We start from the raw sequence: 18977 nt of genomic DNA, 5'->3' as shown, positions 1-18977 counted from the left end.
CCTATAGCGGATTACCGCGTTCTCCTTCAGTCATTGCATACCGGACCTATCCCACCGCTGCGCGGCACTCCGTCGGCGAGTGAAGGAGCTTTCGGTGGATCATTCCAATCACACCACCCTTTTGCAGGCAGGCGGCCAGACCGCCATATCCGACAGGATGCGGGAACTACTCGCGCGCGCCGCCCAGGACCACGTCTACGAGCAGCGCACCCAAGGGGCCGTACTCGACGAGATCCGCCAGCGGCTCGAAGGCATGGAGTGGCTGCTGCGCGAGGTGCGCGAGCGCGAGCTCGGCGGGCTGAGCGGCACGCTCGAGTCCGTGAGCGGCCGCCTCGACGACATCTCCGCCAAGCCGCCGACCTGGGCCGAAGGGCTCGCCCAGCACGTGGAGGCGGTACGCGACCACGTCGACGCCGTCGGCGAGCAGATCGGCAACGTCGACGCCCGCGTCGAGAACGTCAGCCAGCGCGTCAGCCCCGTCATCGAGCTGCCCAGCCTGTGGGCGGACGTCGGCACGGTCGGCGAGAGCGTCGACGAGGCGCTCAAGCGGCTGCAGACGGTGCTCGACGGCACCGAGGGCATCGCCAAGCGGCTCGGCGACTTCGCCGGGAAGCTCGGCCAGCTCAACGCCAGCATGGAGGCGGCGGCCAACCGCTTCACCAGGCTCGACAAGTCCATCGGCGAGCTCACGGGCCGCACCGAGCGGGTCGAGGGCGGCATGGCCGACCTGTCCGGCACCCTCACCGCCCGCATCGGCGCGGTCGGCGAGGAGCTCAAGGGCGCCGTCGAGCAGGTCGGCGCGAGGGTCGAGACGGCGGAGGAGCGCCTGTCCGGCCGCCTCGACGGCCTCGACAGCCGGGTCGACCGGGTCGACGGCCGCCTCATCGCCGTCGACGGCCGGCTCACCAGCGTCGACGGCCGCATCGAGACCGCCGACGAGTGCCTGGCCGACATCGACACCCGCCTCGACGGCATCGACGGCAGGGTCGGCGGCGTCGACAGCCGTCTCGTCGGCCTCGACAAGCGCGTCGGCGAGCTCGACACCCACATCGGCGACCTCGACAACCACATGGGCAAGCGCATCGGCGACCTCGACGGCCGGGTCGAGGCCCGCTTCGAGACGCTCGACGGGCGGGTCACCATCGTCGACGAGTGGCTGGCCACCGCCGACCAGCACCGCTCCGACACCGCCACGCGCACCGAAGGCCGCTTCAACAAGCTCGACAACGCCTTCGAATCCCTCGACGAGCGCCTCGGCGAGGTCGAGGAGCACGTGGTCGCCCGCTTCGACGGCGTCGACACGCAGCTCACCCGCGGCACCGAGCAACTGGAGGGCGTCGACGACCGGGTCGAGGCGGTCAACCAGCGCGTCGGCCAGCTCCCCGCGACGCTGGCGATCGCCGAGCGGGTGGGCGAACTGCTCGACTCGCAGACGACCGAGCAGGTCAAGCGCTTCGACGCCATCGACGAACGCCTGGCCACCGCCGCCGCCGAACTCTCGGCCACGATCGAGGCCCGCCCGGACCGCGACGAGCTGACCCAGTCCGTCACCGACGCCTCCACCGACCTCACCAAGCGCCTCGGCGCCCTGGAGGAGACCATGCTCGCCCTCGCCGAGGCGCTCCTCCGCCCCACCCGATCCAAGGACTGATTGCTCTTTTCAAACCTCAAAAGCTCCCGGAGCCGTTACGGCAGAGCCCACCTACCCGCCCCGCCATACCCCTGACCGTCCGTCGAGCGATGGTCGTGAGGGCTCACGGGGTGCTCGCCGTAACAACTCCGCTCTTGACCGGGTTCCGTGCGCCGCGCTGGCCGCCGTCCAGCGCGGCGCCGAACCCCACCGCCCAACACCCCACCGCGCGGCGCCGGAAAAACCCGGGGACCGCCACACCGAAACCCCGGACCCGGCATCACACCTGAAACCCCGGGGGACCGTCACACCCGAAACCCCCGGGCCCGGCATCACACCTGAGGCCCCCGGGACCGTCACACCCGAAACCCCCGGGCCTGGCATCACACCTAAAGCCCCGGAGGGAATCGGCGCCTGAAACCCAGCAACGCGGCACGCCTGGGAACCCGGAACCTCACAACACGCGGAGGCCCGGGGCGCGCAGGTGGTGGGAAGCGGTGTGTGGAGTGGGGGTCGCCTTACACGTGGACGGTCGTGATGGGCAGTGACGAGTCGGCGGGGATGTCCAGCGCCGACGGGGTGATCCCGGCCGCCACCAGGTCAGAACCCAGCGCGGCGACCATGGCCCCGTTGTCGGTGCAGAGCCCGGGGCGGGGCACGCGCAGCCGTACACCCGCCTTGTCGCAACGCTCCTGGGCCAGCGCGCGCAGCCGTGAGTTGGCCGCGACGCCGCCGCCGATGAGCAGGTCCTTCACGTCGTACTTCTTGCACGCCTGAAGGGCCTTGCGGGTCAGCACGTCCACCACGGCCTCCTGGAAGGAGGCGGCGACGTCGGGCACGTGGATCGACTCCTGGGCCTCGACCCAGCGGGCCACGGCGGTCTTCAGGCCGGAGAAGGAGAAGTCGAGGGTGCCGTCGTCCATCTTGCCGCGGGGGAAGCCGATCGCGGTGGCGGAGCCTTCGCGGGCGGCGCGGTCGATGTGGGGGCCGCCGGGGAAGGGCAGGCCGAGGACCCGGGCGACCTTGTCGAAGGCCTCACCGGCGGCGTCGTCGACGGTGGAGCCGAGGGAGATCACGTCCTGGGCCACGTCGGGGACCAGGAGAAGCGACGAGTGACCGCCGGACACCAGCATGGCGATGCAGGGTTTGGGCAGCGGCCCGTGTTCGAGCTGGTCGACGGCGACGTGGGCGGCCAGGTGGTTGACGCCGTAGAGGGGGACGCCCAGGCCCAGCGAGTAGGACTTGGCGGCGGCCACGCCCACCAGCAGCGCCCCGGCCAGCCCCGGACCGGCGGTGACCGCGATCGCGTCGATGTCGGAGAACGTCAGGCCCGCCTCGGCCAGCGCCCCCTCCACGACCGGCGTCATCGCCTCCAGGTGCGCCCGCGAGGCCACCTCCGGCACCACGCCGCCGAACCTGGCGTGCTCGTGCATGCTGGACGCGATCGTGTTGGCCAGCAGCGTGTGCCCGCGTACGATCCCCACCCCGGTCTCGTCGCACGAGGTCTCGATGCCGAGCACCAGGGGTTCGTGCTTGTCAGCCATCCAGCTTCCTTCTCATCATGACCGCGTCGGTGCCGTCGTCGTAGTAGCGCCGGCGCAGGCCGATCTCCTCGAAACCGAACCGTTCGTAGACCGCCTTGGCCCGCGGGTTGTCGGACCTGACCTCCAGGAAGATCTCCCTGGCCCCGCGCCGGCGCGCCTCGCCGAGCAGTTCGGTCAGCATCGCGCCGCCGATGCCGCGGCTCTGGTGGTCCTGTAGTACCGCGATGGTCTGCACGTCGGCCTGGTCGCCGGCCGCGGCGAGCCCCGCGTAGCCGACGATCTCGCCGTCGTCGCGCAAAGCGACGACATAGTGCCGGGTACGCGGCTGGTCGGCCAGCTCGCCGCGCATCATCCCCTCGCTCCACGCGTCCAGCGGGAACGTCGCGCGCTCGATGGCCATGACCGCGGGCAGGTCCGCGTCGGTCATCTGCCGCAGTCTCACGCCCGCTCCCTGGTCCGCCTGGGCTCCCTGTCGGTCACCTTCTTGGGCGCCTTGGGCTCGACCGCGTCGGGCCGCCGCAGGTAGATGGGGCGCGGCTCGTCGAGCGGCTGCCCCGCCGCGATGCGCTCGGCCGCCAGCGCGGCCACGAACCCCGCCAAGGGGTACGGCGGCGCCACCGCCGCCCCCAGCACCTCCGGGTAGAGGTCGGCCCCGGCGACCGGCAGCCCGTCGCGCGGGATGTCGGCCGGCTTGTCCACGAACGGCCCCTCGGCCCGCGTGCGCGCGTCGTCGTAGCGGGCCCAGAACAGTTCCTTGCGTCGCGCGTCGGTCACCACGAGGAAGGGCTCGTCCCTGCGGGTGCCGTAGGCGAGGGCGTCGAGCGTGCAGACGCCGTAGACCTCGGCCAGCCCGAGCGCGGTGCCGAGCCCCTGGGCGGTCATCAGCCCGACCCGCAGCCCGGTGTAGGGGCCGGGGCCGGTGCCGGCGACGATGGCGGTCACGTCGCGCAGCCGTACCCGAGCCTCGGCCAGCACCTTCTCGATGGTGGGCACGAGCAGCTCGCCGTGGCGGCGCGCGTCGACCGTGGTGGACTCGGCGAGCACGCGGTCACCGTCGTGGAGAGCGGCGGTGACGGCGGGTGTCGCGGTATCGAAAGCCAGGACCAGCACGAACAATGAGCCTACCGGCCCCGCGTCATGACCATCCTGTCCGTTCGCGAAGCCAGTCGACGGCGACCTCGCCCTGCGCCGCCTGGAAGGCTCTGACGGTGGGGATGCCGGGTGGCGGCGGCTGGCGGCTCTGCCGTACGAAATAGCCGGCCAGTGCGGCGATGACGCAGGTCAGGGCCGGGTCGGGGTCGGCGAGCAGCTCACCGGGGCGGGGGCCGCCCTGCATGGCGACGGACGGCAGCATGGCCAGCCGGTCGAACCAGGCGGCGCCCAGGCAGGCGTAGGGCCAGTCGACGACGTAGACGCGTTCGTCGGTGAGCAGGACGTTGTCGGCGCGCAGGTCGGCGTGGACGAGCGTGTCGCCGGCGGCGGCGCGCTCCCAGCCGGACTCCAGCTCGGCCAGGGCGCCGAGGTTGCCGGCGATCCACGGGTCGAGCCCGTCGTGGTCCTCTTCGAGCAGCCGGCGCCAGCCGCGGAACATCTGGCCGAAGAGCTCGGCGATGGGCGGCGCGTCGATGGGCGCGGGGGTGAGCGAGGCGGCGAGTTCGTCGGCGGCGGCCAGGACGCGGTCGAGCTCGTCGCGCCGCCACGGCATCGCCGGCGGGCGGCCGTCGACGTCCTCGAAGAGCAGCACCACCCAGCCGTCCTGCTCGAAGGAGGTGAGCATGCGCGGCGCGGGGACGCTGGGCGGCAGCGCGGCGGCCACGCGGGCCTCGTCGCGGTAGAGGGCGGTGGCGCGGTCGTTGACGCCGGGGCCGACCGCCTTCACGAAGGCGCGGCGGCCGGTGTCGAGCAGCAGCCGCGCGGCGGTGGCGGGCGAGAAGCCGCCGGTCTGGGTGACGGCCTCGGTCACGTGCCCGCCGAGCAGGTCCTCGACCCGGGCGCGCACCGGCGCGGCCACGTCCGACCAGGGAACTCTTACTCCGGAGGCATCAGGCGGGGGAGGCATAGACGATGACGTTATCGTCGTACTCGCCCTTGGCGTAATCGAATTTTCCGCCGCAGGTGACCAGCTTGAGCCCGTCCTCGACGTAGACGCGCTTGGCCGGGAAGTCGTTCTTGTGCACCTGCTCGACCGAGTCGACCTTGTACTCCACGGTCTTGCCGTCGCTGCGCTCCACGCGGACGAGCTGGCCCTTGCGCAGGTGCCGCAGCTTGTAGAAGACGGCCGGCGCGGTCTTGGTGTCCACGTGGCCGACGATGACGGAGGCGCCCTTCTCCCCCGGGACGGCGCTCTTCTCGTACCAGCCGGCCAGCTTGGGTTTCTCGTACGGCGGCAGCTCGACCTCGCCGTCCTTCGTCAGCCCGAGCTTCATCAGCGGGGCGTCCACGTCGATCGAGGGGATGCCGATGCTCTCCGGGACGACGGCCTCGGCCTTCTTCTCCACGGTCTTGCCGAACGCCACCAGCACCAGGCCGGTGATCGCGCCCGCCAGCACGATCCGTCCCGCACGGGCCATGCTCAGGCCCGGCGGCGCTTGAGGATCAGTACGGCGCCGCCCGCCAGGGCCAGGCCGATGATCACGCCTACGGGGCCGATCGGCATCGAGGAGTCGTCACCGGCGTCCTGGCCGAACGTGCCGCCGCCGCCCGCCCTGGGCGCCTTGGTGGGCACGCCGGTGGGCGTGTCGTCGGTGGCCCTGACCACGCGCAGCGTGGCCTTGCCGGTGTGGCTGGTGCCGTCGCACTTGACGTCGACGGTGTAGTTGCCGCGTTTGACGGTGCCGGAGACCGACGCCTGCCCGCGTACCCAGGGGACGGGCGCGGGGGTGGCCGTGGCGTTGGCCGGGGTGGCCGACGGTGTGGCGGGCGGCACCGGGTTGAGCGTGACGCCGGACAGGAACGCGTTGGAGGAGGCGGTGCCGACGTGCGCGGGGCCGCCGGTGGGCACCGGGCAGTTGGCCAGGATCCAGACCTTGGAGGTCTCGCCCGCGGTGACGCGGTCGGGGTTGAGCTGGACGTCGATGGGCGCCCGGGTGGCGCTCGCGGTGGCCTGTGGTGAGGTGGTCGCGGTCGTCGTGGGGCTCGTGAGGCTCGCCGAGGGCGTCGCCGTGGGATCGGTCGAGGCGTCGGCTGTGCAGCCGACGACTCCGATCATGACGATGGCACCTGCGTACGCGACTTGCCTGACCCTGAGCACGGCCGCACCCCACTCCGCCGACTTCCCTCAGCATCCACCAGAATTGCGGATACCGCCCCACCTGATACCCAGAAAATCTAGGTAAATCCATGACCAATGATCATGATTTACGCCAATGTCGATACTCGTCAAGGGTGCCAGGGTTGCCGGGGCCTGAGGAGCGTTTTACTCTTCTACGCGATCAGACGGCGTGTCGGCCCAGCGCTCGCCGACCCCGCGCAGGGTGACCAGGCGGACGTCGTCGCCGCCCTCCCGGTCGATGTGGATCTCCAGGCGGTCCTCCGACAGGCCCTCCACCAGGCCCTCGCCCCACTCGACGACCGTGACCGACTCCTCCAGCGAGGCGTCCAGGTCGAGGTCGTCGACCTCCAGATCCCCACCCAGCCGGTACGCGTCCGCGTGCACGAGCGGCGGACCCTCGCACAGCGACGGATGCACGCGGGCGATGACGAACGTGGGCGAGGTGATCGGGCCGCGGACCTTCAGACCTTCGGCGATTCCCTGGACCATCGTGGTCTTCCCGGCGCCCAGCGGGCCGGACAGCACCAGCAGGTCTCCCGCGCGCAGCCGGGTCGCCAGCCGCGTGCCGTACGCGCGCATGTCCTCGGCGGTGGCGAGCCTTTCCACTAGATCTCCTTGATCAGATCGCGCAGCGCCTCGTTGACCACGGCCGGGCGCTCCAACTGGATGAGGTGCGAGGTGTCGGGCACCTCGGTGAAGCTCGCCCTGGGCAGGGCCTCGGCCATCGCCCTGCCGTGCTCGGGCGGGGTGAGCCAGTCCTTGTCGCCCACGAGGATCGCGGTCGGCACCGGGTCGAGCACGTGCAGCGCCGAGAGCTTGTCGTGGTCCATGAGCGCCGGGTAGAAGTTCGCGAACACCTCGGTCGGGGTGGCGCGGATCATCGACTCGGCGAAGTCGACCAGGGTCGGGCTGACGTTCTTGGAGTCGCCGAAGCCGACGAAGCGAGTGATCAGGAAGGCGATGTCGCTGCCGGCGTGGCGGGTCTTGTCCACCAGGGAGCCCCGCTTGCCGAGCAGGGAGATCGTGCCCGGTGCGATCTTGTGGACCGCCTTGGAGACCATCGCGGGCAGGCCCAGCGTCAGCTCGGCCAGCTTTCCGGCACTCGTGGCCATGAGCGAGACGGCGCGGATCTTGTCGCCGAAGAGCTCGGGGTGGCGGTCGGCCAGCGCCATGATGGTCATGCCGCCCATCGAGTGGCCCACCAGCACGCACGGGCCAGGCACGAAGCGCTCCAGCACCTCGGCCAGGTCATCGCCGAGCCGGTCGATCGTGCTGTCCTCGGGGGCGGCGCGCTGCGAGCGGCCGTGGGAGCGCTGGTCCCACAGCACCAGGCGGTAGTCCTCGCGCAGGTCGCGGCGCTGGTAGTGCCAGGACTCCAGGTTGAGGCAGTAGCCGTGACACAGCACGATCGTCAGCGGCGCGTCCTCGGGGCCGTCGATCTGCACGTGCAGGTCGATGCCGTCGGAGGTGGTGTGGGTGCGCTCCCTGCCGCGTAGCTCGCCGAAGGGCTCGCTGGCCTCGGAGTCGGGGCGCAGCCTGATCCGGCCCACCGCCAGGCGCTTGGCCAGGGCCAGCCCCGCGACGCCCGCCGAAGCGGCGCCGACGATCGCGCCGGCGATCCCAACCTTCCGCCGTGTTGTCGTCGTCATGTCCCCTCATAAACTCTCGGCACGCGTGCGCCGATCTTCGTCACGATCTCATGCGTGATCGTGCCGAGGTTATCCGCCCATTCCTGCAAGGTGGCCTCGCCGTCCTTGCCAGGACCGAACAGGACGACCTCGTCCCCTGCGTCGATGACGTCGTCATCGACGTCGATCATGAACTGATCCATGCACACCCGGCCGGCGATCGCCCTGCGGCGGCCTCCTGCCAGCACCTCGACCCGCCCCGTCGCGTGTCTGAGGATCCCGTCGGCGTACCCGAGGGGAACCAGGCCAAGCGTTGTCTCGCGATCTGTGACATAAAGGTGCCCATAGGACACTCCGGAATTCTCCGGCATGCGCTTGACCAGGGCGAGCCTGGCCACGAGGGTCATCGCCTGGCGCAGACCGAAATCACCCAGCTCGGGGATCGGGCTCAGGCCGTAGAGGGCGATGCCCGGCCGTACCAGATCGAAGCGGGCGCGCGGCACGTTGACCAGCGCGGCGGAGTTGGCGATGTGCCTGATCACGTGGGACCCGCTGAGGCCGGCCTGGTCGGCCATCTTGAGCGCCTGGTCGAAGGCGTCGAGCTGCGCCTCGATCGAGGGGTGGCCGGGGATGTCGGCACAGGCGAAGTGGGACCACAGGCCCACGACCTCGACGGCGCCCTCGGCCTGCAGCGCCGCCGCGGTGGCCAGCAACTCGGGCCAGGCGGCGAGTGGCGCGCCGCCCCTGCTCATGCCCGTGTCGGCCTCCAGGTGCACCTTCGCGGTGACGCCGGTGGCGCGCGCCGCGGTGGCGATCTCCCCCAGCAGCCCCGTCTCCGCCGCCGACAGCTCGACGTCCGCGCGCAACGCCTCCTCGTACGGCCCGCCCCGCGTCAGCAGCCACGACGTGACCGGAGCGGTGATCCCCGCGGCCCGCAACGCCAGCCCCTCGCTCAGCGTGGCGGTGCCCAACCGGCTCACCCCCGCGTCGAGCAGGGTCCGCGACACCCGCACCAGCCCGTGCCCGTAGGCGTCCGCCTTGACCACGCCCATCAACGCGGCGCCGTCGGCGCGCTCGGTGAGCACGGCGACGTTGTGCCTGATGGCGGACAGATCGATGCGGGCCTCGGCCGGAGATGTCATCTTTCCAGTGTGTCAGCTGGACTCGATGCTTGAGCGAGGTTCGATAGCAGCCCGCTTGCAGCCGGGGGCGGCTACGACAGCGACCTGATCGCCGCCGGGATCGCGGCGGCCACGTCCGCGGTGACCAGCGGCGCCCCGTCGGCGGCCAGCCGTCCGGCCAGCCCGTGCAGGTACGCCCCGCACGACCCGGCGTCGTAGCAGCTCAGCCCCTGGGCCAGCAGCGCCCCCGCGACCCCGGCCAGCACGTCGCCGGTGCCGCCCGTGGCCAGCCGCGCGGTGCCCGTACGGTTGACCCGCACCGGCCTGTCCTGCTCGGCCACCAGCGTCGTTGAGCCCTTGAGCAGCACCGTCACGCCGAGGTCGGCCGCCGCCCTGCGGGCGTGCTCCAGCCTGCCCGCCTCGACCCGCTCGCGCGGGACCCGCATCAGCCGCGCCAGTTCCCCGGCGTGCGGCGTGATCAGCACGGGCGCGCTGCGGCGCAGCAGCGTGGCGTCGCGCGAGACCAGCGTGAGCGCGTCGGCGTCCACCAGCACGGGCACGTCGCTGGCCAGCACCCTCCTGGCCAGCTCGTGGGCGAAGTCGCCGGTGCCGAGCCCGGGGCCGAGCACCCAGGCCTGCACGCGGCCGACGCCGTCGAGCGAGGGCTCGCGCAGTTCGGTGATGACCGCCTCTGGCCAGTGGGAGCGCACCTGCGCCACCGGCGCGGCGGTGCCGGCGTAGCGCACCATGCCGGCCCCGGCGTGCAGCGCCCCGCCGACGGCCAGCACCGCGGCCCCGGTGTACTCCTCGCTGCCCGCGGCCACGCCCACCACGCCTCTCCGGTACTTGTCGGACTCCGCGCCCGGCTCCGGCAGCAGATCGGCGACGTCCCCGTCGGTGAGCGCCGCGACGTCCGGATCCGGCAGGTACGCGCCCAGCCCGATGTCGACCAGTTCCAGCCGCCCGGTGTGACCGGCGCCGGGGTCGATCAGCAGCCCGGTCTTGCAGGCGCCCATCGTGACCGTCACCTGCGCGCGTACCGCGGGCCCCGGCACCCGTCCCGTGCTCGCGTCGACCCCGGACGGCACGTCCACGGCGACCACCAGCCCCGGCCCCTGGTTCACCCGCGCCACGGCCCGCGCGTACGGCTCCCGCAGCGCCCCCGCCACCCCGATCCCGACCAGCCCGTCGACGACCAGGTCCGCCCGGTCCACGGCCTCGATGCCGCGCACCCGCCCGCCGGCCTGCCGCAGGGCCGCCAGCCCGGCCTCGTGCACCCTGCTGCCCGCCAGGACCGCCTCGACCTGGGCGCCGCGCCGCGCCAGCCGTACGCCGGCATAGAGGGCGTCACCGCCGTTGTCGCCGCTGCCGACGAGCAGGACCACCCGCGCCCCGTAGACGCGCCCGAGCATCGCGGCGCAGCAGGCGGCCAGCCCGGCGGCGGCGCGCTCCATCAGCGTCCCGTCGGGCAGGCGCGCCATGAGCGCCTGCTCGGCGGCCCTGATCTGATCGGCGGTGTAGGCGGTAAGCATGATCAGAAGCTATCCCTCCGCGATCACGTAGGCCATCGCCACACCCGCGTCGTGCGAGAGCGAGAGGTGCCAGCGCTTGACGCCCAGGCCGTAGGCGACGTCGGCGGCCTTGCCGCGCACGCGGAGCTCGGGCCGGCCGTTCTCGTCGCAGACGACCTCGGCCTCCAGGTGACCGAGGCCGGGCGGCGCGCCGAGCGCCTTGGCGACGGCCTCCTTGGCGGCGAAGCGCGCGGCCAGGGAGTGGACGGCCCGGCCTTCCTGCTCGTCCTCGGTGAACAGCCTGCCGCGCAGCCCCGGGGTGCGCTCCAAGGCCGCCGCGAACCGCTTGACGTCGACCACGTCCACGCCGATGCCCAGGATCATGTCCCCAGGCTAGGGCAGGCGGGTCGCGAGGCCGTCGAGGATGCGGTCCACGCCGTAGCGGAAGTCCCGGTCGCGCATCGCCGCGGGGCCGCCGCCGCTCTTCAGGATGTGCTCGTCGAGCGCCTGGAGCCGGGGCAGCTCCCGGTTGGTCTCCGCGGCAGCGGCGCGGATCTGGGCTTCCAGCTCCTCCTCGGTCTGGCCGAGCCTGGACAGCATCGACAGCAGCGCCGCCTCGGAGGTCGACATGCCGATGACGTAGGAGATGAGCGTGCTCATGGCCTGGCTGGCCTCGTCGAGCTCGAATCCGGCCAGGGTGAAGATGGCCAGCATGCGGTCGGTCTGGCGCATCAGGTTGGGGCCGAGCTCGGCCAGGCCGACCTGGCCCAGGACCGAGGCCACCCACGGGTGGCGCAGGATCATCGAGCGCAGGCTGCCGGCGCACTCGGTCGCCGCCGCCCGCCAGTCGCCTTCCGCCTCGGGCACGCGCAGTTCGCCGTACACCTCGTCGACGACGAGCTCGATGAGCTCGTCCTTGTTGGCGACGTGGCGGTACAGGGAGGTGGCGCCCGCGTTGAGCCGGGTGCCGAGCGTGCGCATGCTGAGGTTGTCCATGCCCTCTTCGTCGAGGAGCTTCACGGCCTCGGCGACGATGCGCTCACGGCTGAGGGCGGGTTGCTGCTGCTGGCGGCGCGGACGGGTCCACACCGAGGGAATGGGCTGCTTCTGGGCGGGCATGCGAAGCTCCTCTCACGTGCCCGCCAGCATAGCGCACGACGTACGCGAAATGCGAACATTCCGGATGCCCGCGCACGTCGTTCACGTCAGAAGCCGCCCCGATGCCAGGGCCCCCAGATGGCGAACGACACGCCCTGGGTCGACTGGATGTTGACGTAGAGGGTCCGCCCGCCGGGGCCGAAGGTCGAACCGGCGAACTCCGCACCCGGGTCGCCGGCCACGGGCGCCAGCCGGGCGAAGTCGAAGATCTCACCGCGCCTGGTCAGGCCGCGCAGGAAGTTGTCGCCGCCGCCGTCCTCGCACAGCACCAGCGTGCCGCGCGGGCTGACGGTGACGTTGTCGGGCAGGTCCAGGACGGTCGAGCCGGGCGACTCGTAGGCGAGCCTCAGCCGCCCGCTCCACGTCTCGTAGGCCCAGACCTGCCCGCGGCCCTTTCCGAACCCGGACGGCGGCGTGTCGCCGGTGGCGCCACCCTGGGTGGAGACGAAGTAGACGGTGCCGTGGTGGTGGACGGCGCCCTCCAGCCTGGAGAAGATCGCCGCGCCCTGGTCGAGCCCCTGCCGGCTCACCGCCCGTATCGCCGTGTCGTTGTCCGGCCTGCCGGTGAACCGCGGGTCGGGCTCGGCGATCTCCACCCATCGAGTCCGGTAGACGGCGCCGGCGGGCTGGCCCGCCGACAGATCCTTCCCGTCCTCATCCCGTACGGCCAGCATCTCCAGCCGCCCGCCGTCCAGGATGCGCCCGGCCTTGAGCGGATGCCTCGGCGGAAGGTAGCGGTAGAAGCCGGACGGGAAGCCGAAGTTGTCCTCGGTGAGGTACAGGGCCCCGCTGACCGGGTCGAAGGCCGCGGACTCGTGCGCGAATCGCCCCGCCGACCGGATCGGCACCGGCCGCGCGACACCGGTGATCGGCACCTCGAACACGTAACCGTGCTTCTGGGTGAGCTTGGAGTTGTCGCCGCCGGAGAAGTCGTTGCCCACGTCGGGGCCGTTGACCGTCTCCTCGCAGGTCACCCAGGCGCCCCACGGCATCGGGCCGCCCGAGCAGTTCATCATGGTGCCGTTGAGCGAGGGCCCACTGGCCAGCACCTCCCCGTACGGGGTCACCCGCAGGGTCGCGGTGCCACCGCCGGCGGCCGGGTCGTAGGCCTTGGCCGGATCGCCGAACGCGCCGACGGGCCCGTTGACCTCGTGGTTGCGGACCAGGATCGTGCTGCCGCGCGGGCCGCGGAAGGCGGCCATGCCGTCGTGCCTGCCCGGCACCCCGCTGCCGTCGGAGAACGTCTCGCCCGCCGCGTTGAACGAGCGGTAGCGGAAGCCGTCCGGCAGGAAGAGCCGCACCTGGCCGTCCCGGGCGTCGGGCACCGGCCTGAGCGGGCCGTACCCGGGCACCGGCCGTACGCCGCCCCGGGCGCCGGCCTCGGCGACTCCGGCGAACGGCCCGGCGACACCCGCCGCGACGGCTCCCGCTCCGGTGAGAAAGCGACGTCGATCCATGGTGCTGACCTTCCGTGACGTTGTTCACCGGATGTTAAGGTGCGCGGAAGATCGTGGCCTATGTCAGACCTCGCCAAGGCAGTACATCATTCCCCGCGCCAAGCTCCGGTAATCCCCGTGTTTTGTCCACAGGCTGTGGAGTGATTCGCGGGCACCCCTGGGGACCCGGTTTGTACGCCGTCGCTACGCTGCCAACGTGAACAACGGCTACGTGGAACTGAGCAGGGAGCAGTGGAGCGATCTCCGCAGAAACACGCCCTTGACTCTCACCGCAGACGAGCTGGAAGCCCTTCGCGGCGTCGATGATCCCATCGACCTCGCCGAGGTCACCGACATCTACCTCCCCCTCACCCGGCTGCTCAACCTGCACTACACCGGGTCCCAGGAGCGCAGCAACGTGCTGAGCTCCTTCCTCGGCAAACCGGGGCCGCGCGTGCCGTACGTGCTGGGGATCGCCGGAAGCGTCGCGGTCGGCAAGTCGACGACGGCGCGGCTGCTGCACACGCTGCTGGCCCGCTGGCCGGAGCACCCCAACGTCGGGCTGCTGACCACCGACAGTTTCCTCTACCCCAACAAAGTCCTCGAAGCCAAGGGCATCATGCACCGCAAGGGCTTCCCGGAGAGCTACGACCGGCGGGCGCTGGTGCGGTTCGTGGCCGAGGTGAAGGCGGGCATGGGCGAGGTACGCGCCCCCGTCTACAGCCACCTTGAGTACGACATCGTCCCCGGGGCCCACCAGATCGTGAAAAACCCCGATATCTTGATCATCGAAGGGCTGAACGTCCTGCAGCCCGCTCCCCCGACCTCGCTGGCGGTCAACGACTACTTCGACTACTCCATCTACGTGGACGCGAAGGTCGAGGACATCAGGTCCTGGTACGTCGACCGCTTCCACAAACTGCGCAGAACCGCCTTCGAAGACCCCAAGTCCTACTTCAAGTACATCGCCGAACTCTCCTACGAAGAGGCCACCGACTTCGCCGTCAACGTCTGGCGCGACATCAACGAGCGGAACCTGGTGGAGAACATCGCCCCCACCCGCGGCCGCGCCGACCTGGTCCTGCAGAAGGGCGCCGACCACTCGATCAGGCGGGTACGGCTGCGCCGTACGTGAGATCCCCGCCCCCGCTCTCCCCCAGCACGTAGACGGCGAAGCGGCCCTGGCAGCCCTGGTCGTCGATGTCGGCGAACCAGCAGTCCTCGCCGTCGACGTGGCAGATGCGTATTGACATGGCCACAGCCTGAAGGGACCCGTTCAACAGAACGTCAACGTCGAATCTACGACAATGGCCCCGTGCTACATCTTCGATTGATCTGCCCTCCCGGCCGCACGGACGAAGTGCTGACGGTGCTGGAAGAGTGTCCGGGCATCACCAACATCGTGGTGCTGCCCGGCGCCGCCCGCGAACCCGCCGGCGACCTCGTCTTCTGCGACACCGCGCGGGAGTCGGCCAACGAGACCCTGTCCAAGCTCAAGTGGCTGGAGGACGAGGGGTCGATCGCGATCGAGCACATCGACCTGGCCCTGTCGAAGGTCGCCACGGAGGCGATCGAGGAGGCGCCGGGCGACCCCGACGACGCCGTGGTGTGGGAGGAACTGGCCCACCGGGTGCACAACGACTCCCGCATCACCTGGGCGTACGTGGCCTTCCTGGCCATCGCCACGCAGCTCGCGGGCATCGGCGCCCTGCAGAACTCGCCCATCCTCATCGTCGGCGCGATGGTGCTCGGGCCGGAGTTCGGGGCGGTCGCGGCGATCTGCTTCGGGCTCCTGCGCCGGCGATGGCGCCTGGTGATCGAGGCGCTGCGGACGTTGTTCATCGGCTTCACCATCGCGATCGCGATCACCTTCGCCTGCGCGCTGGTCTCCCACTGGCTCGGCTGGATCGACATCGAGAACCTCAAGATCAACGACGAGGTGAAGTTCATCGTGAAGCCGGACCGCTGGTCGTTCATCGTCGCGCTGCTGGCCGGAGTCGCGGGCGTGCTGTCGATCACCTCAGGCAAGTCCTCGGCGCTGATCGGCGTCTTCATCTCGGTCACCACCATCCCCGCCGCCGGGTACCTGGCCGTGGCGCTCGCGGTGGGTGACTGGGCGGAGGTGGCGGGGCCGGTCTGGCAGCTCGCGGTCAACATCTTCGGCATGGTCCTCGCCGGGACCGTCACCCTCCTGATCCAGCGCAGAGTCTGGCCTCAAGTAGGACGCCCCTCCTCCCATTGAAGGAGGCCACCCGGCGGCCACGGAGGGTAGTGTCCGGATCATGCACATCCTCGCTACCGAGGGGCTGACCAAACGCTTCCCGACCGTCACCGCGCTCGACCGGCTCACGGTGGACGTCGGAACCGGCGTCACCGGCCTGGTCGGCGCCAACGGCGCGGGCAAGTCGACACTGATCAAGATCCTCCTGGGCCTGCTGCCGCCCACCGCGGGCGGCGCCAAGGTGCTCGATCTCGACGTGACCACGCAGGGCACGCAGATTCGCCGCCTCGTCGGCTACATGCCCGAGCACGACTGCCTGCCGCCCGACGTGTCGGCCACCGAGTTCGTCGTCCACCTCGCCCAGATGTCCGGGCTGCCGCGCACGGCCGCCCGCGAACGCGCCGCCGACGTCCTGCGCCACGTGGGACTGGCCGAAGAGCGCTACCGTGCCATGGGCGGCTACTCCACCGGCATGAAGCAGCGGGTCAAGCTGGCGCAGGCGCTCGTACACGATCCCAAAATGATCTTCCTCGACGAGCCCACCAACGGCCTCGACCCGCGCGGGCGCGACGAGATGCTCGCGCTGATCCGCCGCATCGGCACCGAGTTCGGTATCAGCGTCCTGGTCACCAGCCACCTGCTCGGCGAGCTGGAGCGCATCTGCGACCACGTGATCGTCATCGACGCCGGCCGCCTGCTGCGCTCCTCCGCCATCACCGAGTTCACCCAGGCCACGCAGAGCCTCACCGTCGAGGTCGAGGAGGGCGTCCAGCCCTTGGCGGAACGGCTGGCGGAGCACGGCCAGCAGGTCACCCAGCACGGCCGCCTGCTGCTGGTCAAGGTGAGCGGCCCGGAGACGTTCGACGCCATCCGCGACGCCGTGGTCGACCTCGACCTGTGCCTCATCCGGATGGAGCAGGGCCGCCACCGCATCGAGGACGTCTTCAGGGAGGAGGCCGCGGATGTCGTCTGAGATCTATGACATCGGCTACCGCCACTACGACGGGCCGCGACTGGGCCCCGGCTACGCGACGCGGGCGCTGACGCTGCACAGCCTGCGCGGCATCTTCGGCCTCGGCCGTACGGCCCGCAGCAAGATCATGCCGTTCCTGCTCGCCATCATCATGCTGCTGCCCGCGGTCGTGAGCATCGCCATGATGGCCCTGCTCCAGCAGCGCGGCATGGCCTACAGCGCGTTCGCGGTGATCATGCAGGCGGTGATCGCCATCTTCCTGGCCGCGCAGGCGCCCACCGTGGTCGCCCCCGACCTGCGCTACCGCGTGCTGCCGCTCTACCTCTCGCGGCCGGTCGCGGTCGCGCAGTACGTCAGCGCCAAGGTCATCTCGATGACGGTCGCGCTGTTCATGCTGGTGGCGGTGCCGCTCACGCTCATCTACGCCGGCGAGCTGCTCATCGACCTGCCGGGGCCGCCGCAGACCAAGGAGTACCTGGGCGCGATGGCCATGGCGCTGCTGCTGGCGGTGCTGCTGACCGCGTTCGGCCTGGCGCTGGCCTCGCTCACGCCCCGGCGCGGGCTCGGCGTGGCCTCGGTCATCGCCGTCTACCTGCTGTCACTGGCCGCCGTACCGGTCATCTACAGCACGCTGTTGTCGCTGAACGAGGAGGCCGCGGCCAAGTGGGCGTGGCTGCTCAACCCGTTCTGGCTGGTGGACGCGGTCCAGGTGTGGCTGTTCGGCACCACGCCCAACTCCGAGGGCGGATACCCGCCGGGCCCCGCGCCCGCGCTGATCACGCTCGCGCTGATCGCCTTCGCCCTCGGCGTGCTGGCCCTGCGCTACCGGAAGGCGGCGGCCCAATGAAACTCGAGCTCTCCCAGGTCTCGCGCTGGTACGGCAACGTGGTGGCGGTCAACGACGTCACCATGACGATCGGGCCCGGCGTGACCGGCCTGCTCGGGCCCAACGGCGCGGGCAAGTCGACGCTCCTGCACCTGATGGCCGGGTTCCTGGGCCCGTCGGGAGGCAGCGTCACGCTCGACGGCACCAAGGTGTGGAAGAACCACCACATCTACCGCAACATCGGTCTGGTGCCCGAGCGCGAGGGCGTGTACGGCTTCCTCACCGGCTGGCAGTTCGTGCTGTCGGCCGCCAAGCTCCACGGCCTGTCCGACCCCGTGAGCGCCGCCCAGAAAGCGCTGGCCACGGTCGAGATGGAAGGGCCGAAGGACCGCCGCGTCGAGACCTACTCCAAGGGCATGCGCCAGCGCGTCAAGGTCGCCGCCGCGCTCGTCCACGACCCCGAGGTGCTGCTGCTCGACGAGCCGTTCAACGGGATGGACCCGCGCCAGCGCATGCACCTGATGGACCTCATCCGCGCCATGGGCACCGCCGGAAAGACCATCCTGTTCAGCTCGCACATCCTCGAAGAGGTCGAGCGGGTCGCCCAGCACATCGAGGTGCTGGTCGCCGGTCGACACGCGGCCTCCGGCGACTTCCGGCAGATCCGCCGCCTGATGACCGACCGCCCCCACCTGTTCCGCATCAAGTCCAGCGACGACAGGAAGCTGGCCGCCGCGCTCATCGTGGACGCCTCCTCCGGCGGCGTCACGCTCGGCCCCGACGGCCTGGAGGTGCAGGCGGTGGAGTTCCGCCGCTTCGCCTGGCTGCTGCCGCGCGTCGCCCGCGCCGAGGGCATCAACCTGCACCAGGTCTCCCCCGTCGACGAGGACCTGGAGAGCGTCTTCTCCTACCTGATCAACCGGAGCACCTGATGAACACCGTGGTTGCCGGGATCACCTACCGCGCGCTGCTCGGCAGGCGGCGCATCCTGCTGCTGCTCCTGCTGCCGCTCGCGCTCATCGGGCTGGCCGTCCTGCTGCGCCTGACCGGCGGCGCCGACCAGCGCTCGGCCATCCTGCTCATGCAGAACTTCGCGATCGCCACCATGCTGCCGCTGCTCGGCCTGATCGCCGGCACCGGCGTCATCGCACCCGAGATCGACGACGGCACCATCATCCATCTGATGTCCAAGCCGATCTCCCGGCCGGTGATCGCCCAAACGAAGTTCCTCGTGGCCGCCTCCATGCTGGCCGTCTTCGCCGCCGTCCCCACCTACCTCGCCGCCTGGCTGCTGGTGCGCAACGAGGACGGCATCGCCTTCGGGTTCGCCCTGGGCTCCCTGTTCGGCGGCATCGCGTACGCGGCGCTCTTCCTGCTGCTGGGCGTCCTCACCCGCCACGCGGTCACGATCGGCATCATCTACGCGCTGATCTGGGAAGGCATGGTCGGCAGCTTCGTCAAGGGCGCCCAGAACTTCTCCATCCAGCAGTGGGCCCAGGCCATCGCCGACCAGATCTCCACCTCGGCGTTCATCGACCAGACCGCGGTGACGATCGGCTGGGCCATACCGGCGATCGCGATCGTCACGGTCGGCGCGGTCGTCTGGGCGGGGCTGCGGCTGCGCGCCTTCTCCCTCACCGGGGACGAGTGAGACACTC

The 18977-nt window shown here is 71.0% G+C and carries 21 protein-coding genes; 7 read left to right on the top strand and 14 right to left on the bottom strand.

Features of this window, described 5'->3' with window-relative positions; all coding sequences use genetic code 11:
• Positions 1 to 94: 94 nt before the first annotated feature.
• Positions 95 to 1651, top strand: a complete 1557-nt coding sequence (locus tag ACFWYW_RS26855; protein ID WP_379614449.1) for a hypothetical protein — start codon at positions 95 to 97, stop codon at positions 1649 to 1651.
• A 497-nt stretch (positions 1652 to 2148) separates the two neighbouring features.
• Here the strand turns inward: ACFWYW_RS26855 and tsaD are convergent, their stop codons facing one another.
• From tsaD to ACFWYW_RS26790, 13 genes are all read right to left on the bottom strand, one after another.
• Positions 2149 to 3174, bottom strand: coding sequence for a tRNA (adenosine(37)-N6)-threonylcarbamoyltransferase complex transferase subunit TsaD (gene tsaD, locus ACFWYW_RS26850; protein WP_379614451.1), 1026 nt, complete (start codon positions 3172 to 3174; stop codon positions 2149 to 2151).
• Complete coding sequence (rimI, locus tag ACFWYW_RS26845; protein WP_379614711.1) at positions 3167 to 3601, bottom strand: ribosomal protein S18-alanine N-acetyltransferase; 435 nt, start codon at positions 3599 to 3601, stop codon at positions 3167 to 3169. Before rimI ends, tsaD begins: the two co-directional genes overlap by 8 nt.
• Before the next feature lie 11 nt (positions 3602 to 3612).
• A complete protein-coding gene (tsaB, locus tag ACFWYW_RS26840) occupies positions 3613 to 4284 on the bottom strand; it encodes a tRNA (adenosine(37)-N6)-threonylcarbamoyltransferase complex dimerization subunit type 1 TsaB (protein ID WP_379614453.1) in 672 nt (223 codons plus the stop codon).
• A 25-nt stretch (positions 4285 to 4309) separates the two neighbouring features.
• Entirely contained in the window at positions 4310 to 5185 is an 876-nt protein-coding gene (locus ACFWYW_RS26835; RefSeq protein WP_379614455.1) for a phosphotransferase family protein, read from the bottom strand.
• 31 nt (positions 5186 to 5216) lie between these two features.
• Positions 5217 to 5744, bottom strand: a complete 528-nt coding sequence (locus tag ACFWYW_RS26830; RefSeq protein ID WP_379614457.1) for a class F sortase — start codon at positions 5742 to 5744, stop codon at positions 5217 to 5219.
• 2 nt (positions 5745 to 5746) lie between these two features.
• Positions 5747 to 6382: a hypothetical protein gene (locus tag ACFWYW_RS26825; RefSeq protein WP_379614459.1), complete on the bottom strand. Its 636-nt coding sequence runs from the start codon at positions 6380 to 6382 to the stop codon at positions 5747 to 5749.
• Between the two features lie 207 nt (positions 6383 to 6589).
• Entirely contained in the window at positions 6590 to 7051 is a 462-nt protein-coding gene (gene tsaE, locus ACFWYW_RS26820) for a tRNA (adenosine(37)-N6)-threonylcarbamoyltransferase complex ATPase subunit type 1 TsaE (RefSeq protein WP_379614461.1), read from the bottom strand.
• Positions 7051 to 8094 carry an alpha/beta fold hydrolase gene (locus ACFWYW_RS26815; protein ID WP_379614463.1) on the bottom strand — a complete coding sequence of 348 codons (1044 nt, stop codon included), beginning with the start codon at positions 8092 to 8094 and terminating at the stop codon, positions 7051 to 7053. The genes tsaE and ACFWYW_RS26815 overlap by 1 nt, the downstream gene beginning before the upstream one ends.
• Positions 8091 to 9215 (bottom strand): alanine racemase, encoded by a 1125-nt coding sequence (gene alr, locus ACFWYW_RS26810; protein ID WP_379614465.1) that lies wholly within the window; start codon positions 9213 to 9215, stop codon positions 8091 to 8093. The genes ACFWYW_RS26815 and alr overlap by 4 nt, the downstream gene beginning before the upstream one ends.
• Before the next feature lie 71 nt (positions 9216 to 9286).
• Complete coding sequence (locus tag ACFWYW_RS26805; RefSeq protein ID WP_379614467.1) at positions 9287 to 10726, bottom strand: NAD(P)H-hydrate dehydratase; 1440 nt, start codon at positions 10724 to 10726, stop codon at positions 9287 to 9289.
• Between the two features lie 9 nt (positions 10727 to 10735).
• Positions 10736 to 11089 (bottom strand): holo-ACP synthase, encoded by a 354-nt coding sequence (locus tag ACFWYW_RS26800; protein WP_379614469.1) that lies wholly within the window; start codon positions 11087 to 11089, stop codon positions 10736 to 10738.
• Positions 11090 to 11098: 9 nt separating this feature from the next.
• Complete coding sequence (locus tag ACFWYW_RS26795; protein ID WP_379614471.1) at positions 11099 to 11824, bottom strand: TetR/AcrR family transcriptional regulator; 726 nt, start codon at positions 11822 to 11824, stop codon at positions 11099 to 11101.
• Positions 11825 to 11910: 86 nt separating this feature from the next.
• Positions 11911 to 13320, bottom strand: a complete 1410-nt coding sequence (locus ACFWYW_RS26790) for an alkaline phosphatase PhoX (protein ID WP_379614473.1) — start codon at positions 13318 to 13320, stop codon at positions 11911 to 11913.
• Between the two features lie 211 nt (positions 13321 to 13531).
• Here ACFWYW_RS26790 and coaA point away from each other — a divergent pair, with 211 nt between their 5' ends.
• A complete protein-coding gene (coaA, locus tag ACFWYW_RS26785) occupies positions 13532 to 14434 on the top strand; it encodes a type I pantothenate kinase (RefSeq protein ID WP_379614714.1) in 903 nt (300 codons plus the stop codon).
• Here coaA and ACFWYW_RS26780 read toward each other — a convergent pair.
• Complete coding sequence (locus tag ACFWYW_RS26780; RefSeq protein ID WP_379614475.1) at positions 14406 to 14552, bottom strand: hypothetical protein; 147 nt, start codon at positions 14550 to 14552, stop codon at positions 14406 to 14408. The genes coaA and ACFWYW_RS26780 overlap by 29 nt on opposite strands.
• Positions 14553 to 14614: 62 nt before the next feature.
• On the opposite strand from ACFWYW_RS26780, the gene ACFWYW_RS26775 reads away from it, so the two are divergent.
• The 5 genes from ACFWYW_RS26775 to ACFWYW_RS26755 are packed head-to-tail and all read left to right on the top strand — an operon-like array spanning position 14615 to position 18970.
• The gene (locus ACFWYW_RS26775; RefSeq protein WP_379614477.1) at positions 14615 to 15541 is read left to right on the top strand and encodes a DUF389 domain-containing protein; all 927 of its coding nucleotides are present in this window, start codon (positions 14615 to 14617) and stop codon (positions 15539 to 15541) included.
• A 40-nt stretch (positions 15542 to 15581) separates the two neighbouring features.
• Complete coding sequence (locus tag ACFWYW_RS26770; RefSeq protein WP_379614479.1) at positions 15582 to 16493, top strand: ABC transporter ATP-binding protein; 912 nt, start codon at positions 15582 to 15584, stop codon at positions 16491 to 16493.
• Entirely contained in the window at positions 16483 to 17340 is an 858-nt protein-coding gene (locus tag ACFWYW_RS26765; RefSeq protein ID WP_379614481.1) for an ABC transporter permease subunit, read from the top strand. The genes ACFWYW_RS26770 and ACFWYW_RS26765 overlap by 11 nt, the downstream gene beginning before the upstream one ends.
• The gene (locus ACFWYW_RS26760) at positions 17337 to 18251 is read left to right on the top strand and encodes an ABC transporter ATP-binding protein (RefSeq protein ID WP_379614483.1); all 915 of its coding nucleotides are present in this window, start codon (positions 17337 to 17339) and stop codon (positions 18249 to 18251) included. The genes ACFWYW_RS26765 and ACFWYW_RS26760 overlap by 4 nt, the downstream gene beginning before the upstream one ends.
• Positions 18251 to 18970 (top strand): ABC transporter permease subunit, encoded by a 720-nt coding sequence (locus tag ACFWYW_RS26755; protein ID WP_379614485.1) that lies wholly within the window; start codon positions 18251 to 18253, stop codon positions 18968 to 18970. The genes ACFWYW_RS26760 and ACFWYW_RS26755 overlap by 1 nt, the downstream gene beginning before the upstream one ends.
• The last annotated feature ends 7 nt before the right edge of the window (positions 18971 to 18977 follow it).

It is taken from the genome of Nonomuraea sp. NPDC059023 (assembly GCF_042740095.1).
Taxonomy (GTDB): domain Bacteria; phylum Actinomycetota; class Actinomycetes; order Streptosporangiales; family Streptosporangiaceae; genus Nonomuraea.
Note: the sequence above shows the minus strand (reverse complement) of the source record. Positions and strands in the feature narration are given on the sequence as shown.

Excerpts from the sequence above, each read along its gene's own strand:
- ACFWYW_RS26780 (WP_379614475.1), bottom strand. The coding sequence starts at position 14,552 with ATGTCAATACGCATCTGCCACGTCGACGGCGAGGACTGCTGGTTCGCC.
- alr (WP_379614465.1), bottom strand. The coding sequence starts at position 9,215 with ATGACATCTCCGGCCGAGGCCCGCATCGATCTGTCCGCCATCAGGCAC.
- ACFWYW_RS26830 (WP_379614457.1), bottom strand. The coding sequence starts at position 5,744 with ATGGCCCGTGCGGGACGGATCGTGCTGGCGGGCGCGATCACCGGCCTG.
- ACFWYW_RS26765 (WP_379614481.1), top strand. The coding sequence starts at position 16,483 with ATGTCGTCTGAGATCTATGACATCGGCTACCGCCACTACGACGGGCCG.
- rimI (WP_379614711.1), bottom strand. The coding sequence starts at position 3,601 with ATGACCGACGCGGACCTGCCCGCGGTCATGGCCATCGAGCGCGCGACG.
- ACFWYW_RS26825 (WP_379614459.1), bottom strand. The coding sequence starts at position 6,382 with ATGATCGGAGTCGTCGGCTGCACAGCCGACGCCTCGACCGATCCCACG.
- ACFWYW_RS26795 (WP_379614471.1), bottom strand. The coding sequence starts at position 11,824 with ATGCCCGCCCAGAAGCAGCCCATTCCCTCGGTGTGGACCCGTCCGCGC.
- ACFWYW_RS26815 (WP_379614463.1), bottom strand. The coding sequence starts at position 8,094 with ATGACGACGACAACACGGCGGAAGGTTGGGATCGCCGGCGCGATCGTC.
- ACFWYW_RS26760 (WP_379614483.1), top strand. The coding sequence starts at position 17,337 with ATGAAACTCGAGCTCTCCCAGGTCTCGCGCTGGTACGGCAACGTGGTG.
- ACFWYW_RS26790 (WP_379614473.1), bottom strand. The coding sequence starts at position 13,320 with ATGGATCGACGTCGCTTTCTCACCGGAGCGGGAGCCGTCGCGGCGGGT.
- ACFWYW_RS26800 (WP_379614469.1), bottom strand. The coding sequence starts at position 11,089 with ATGATCCTGGGCATCGGCGTGGACGTGGTCGACGTCAAGCGGTTCGCG.
- tsaD (WP_379614451.1), bottom strand. The coding sequence starts at position 3,174 with ATGGCTGACAAGCACGAACCCCTGGTGCTCGGCATCGAGACCTCGTGC.
- ACFWYW_RS26805 (WP_379614467.1), bottom strand. The coding sequence starts at position 10,726 with ATGCTTACCGCCTACACCGCCGATCAGATCAGGGCCGCCGAGCAGGCG.
- ACFWYW_RS26755 (WP_379614485.1), top strand. The coding sequence starts at position 18,251 with ATGAACACCGTGGTTGCCGGGATCACCTACCGCGCGCTGCTCGGCAGG.
- ACFWYW_RS26770 (WP_379614479.1), top strand. The coding sequence starts at position 15,582 with ATGCACATCCTCGCTACCGAGGGGCTGACCAAACGCTTCCCGACCGTC.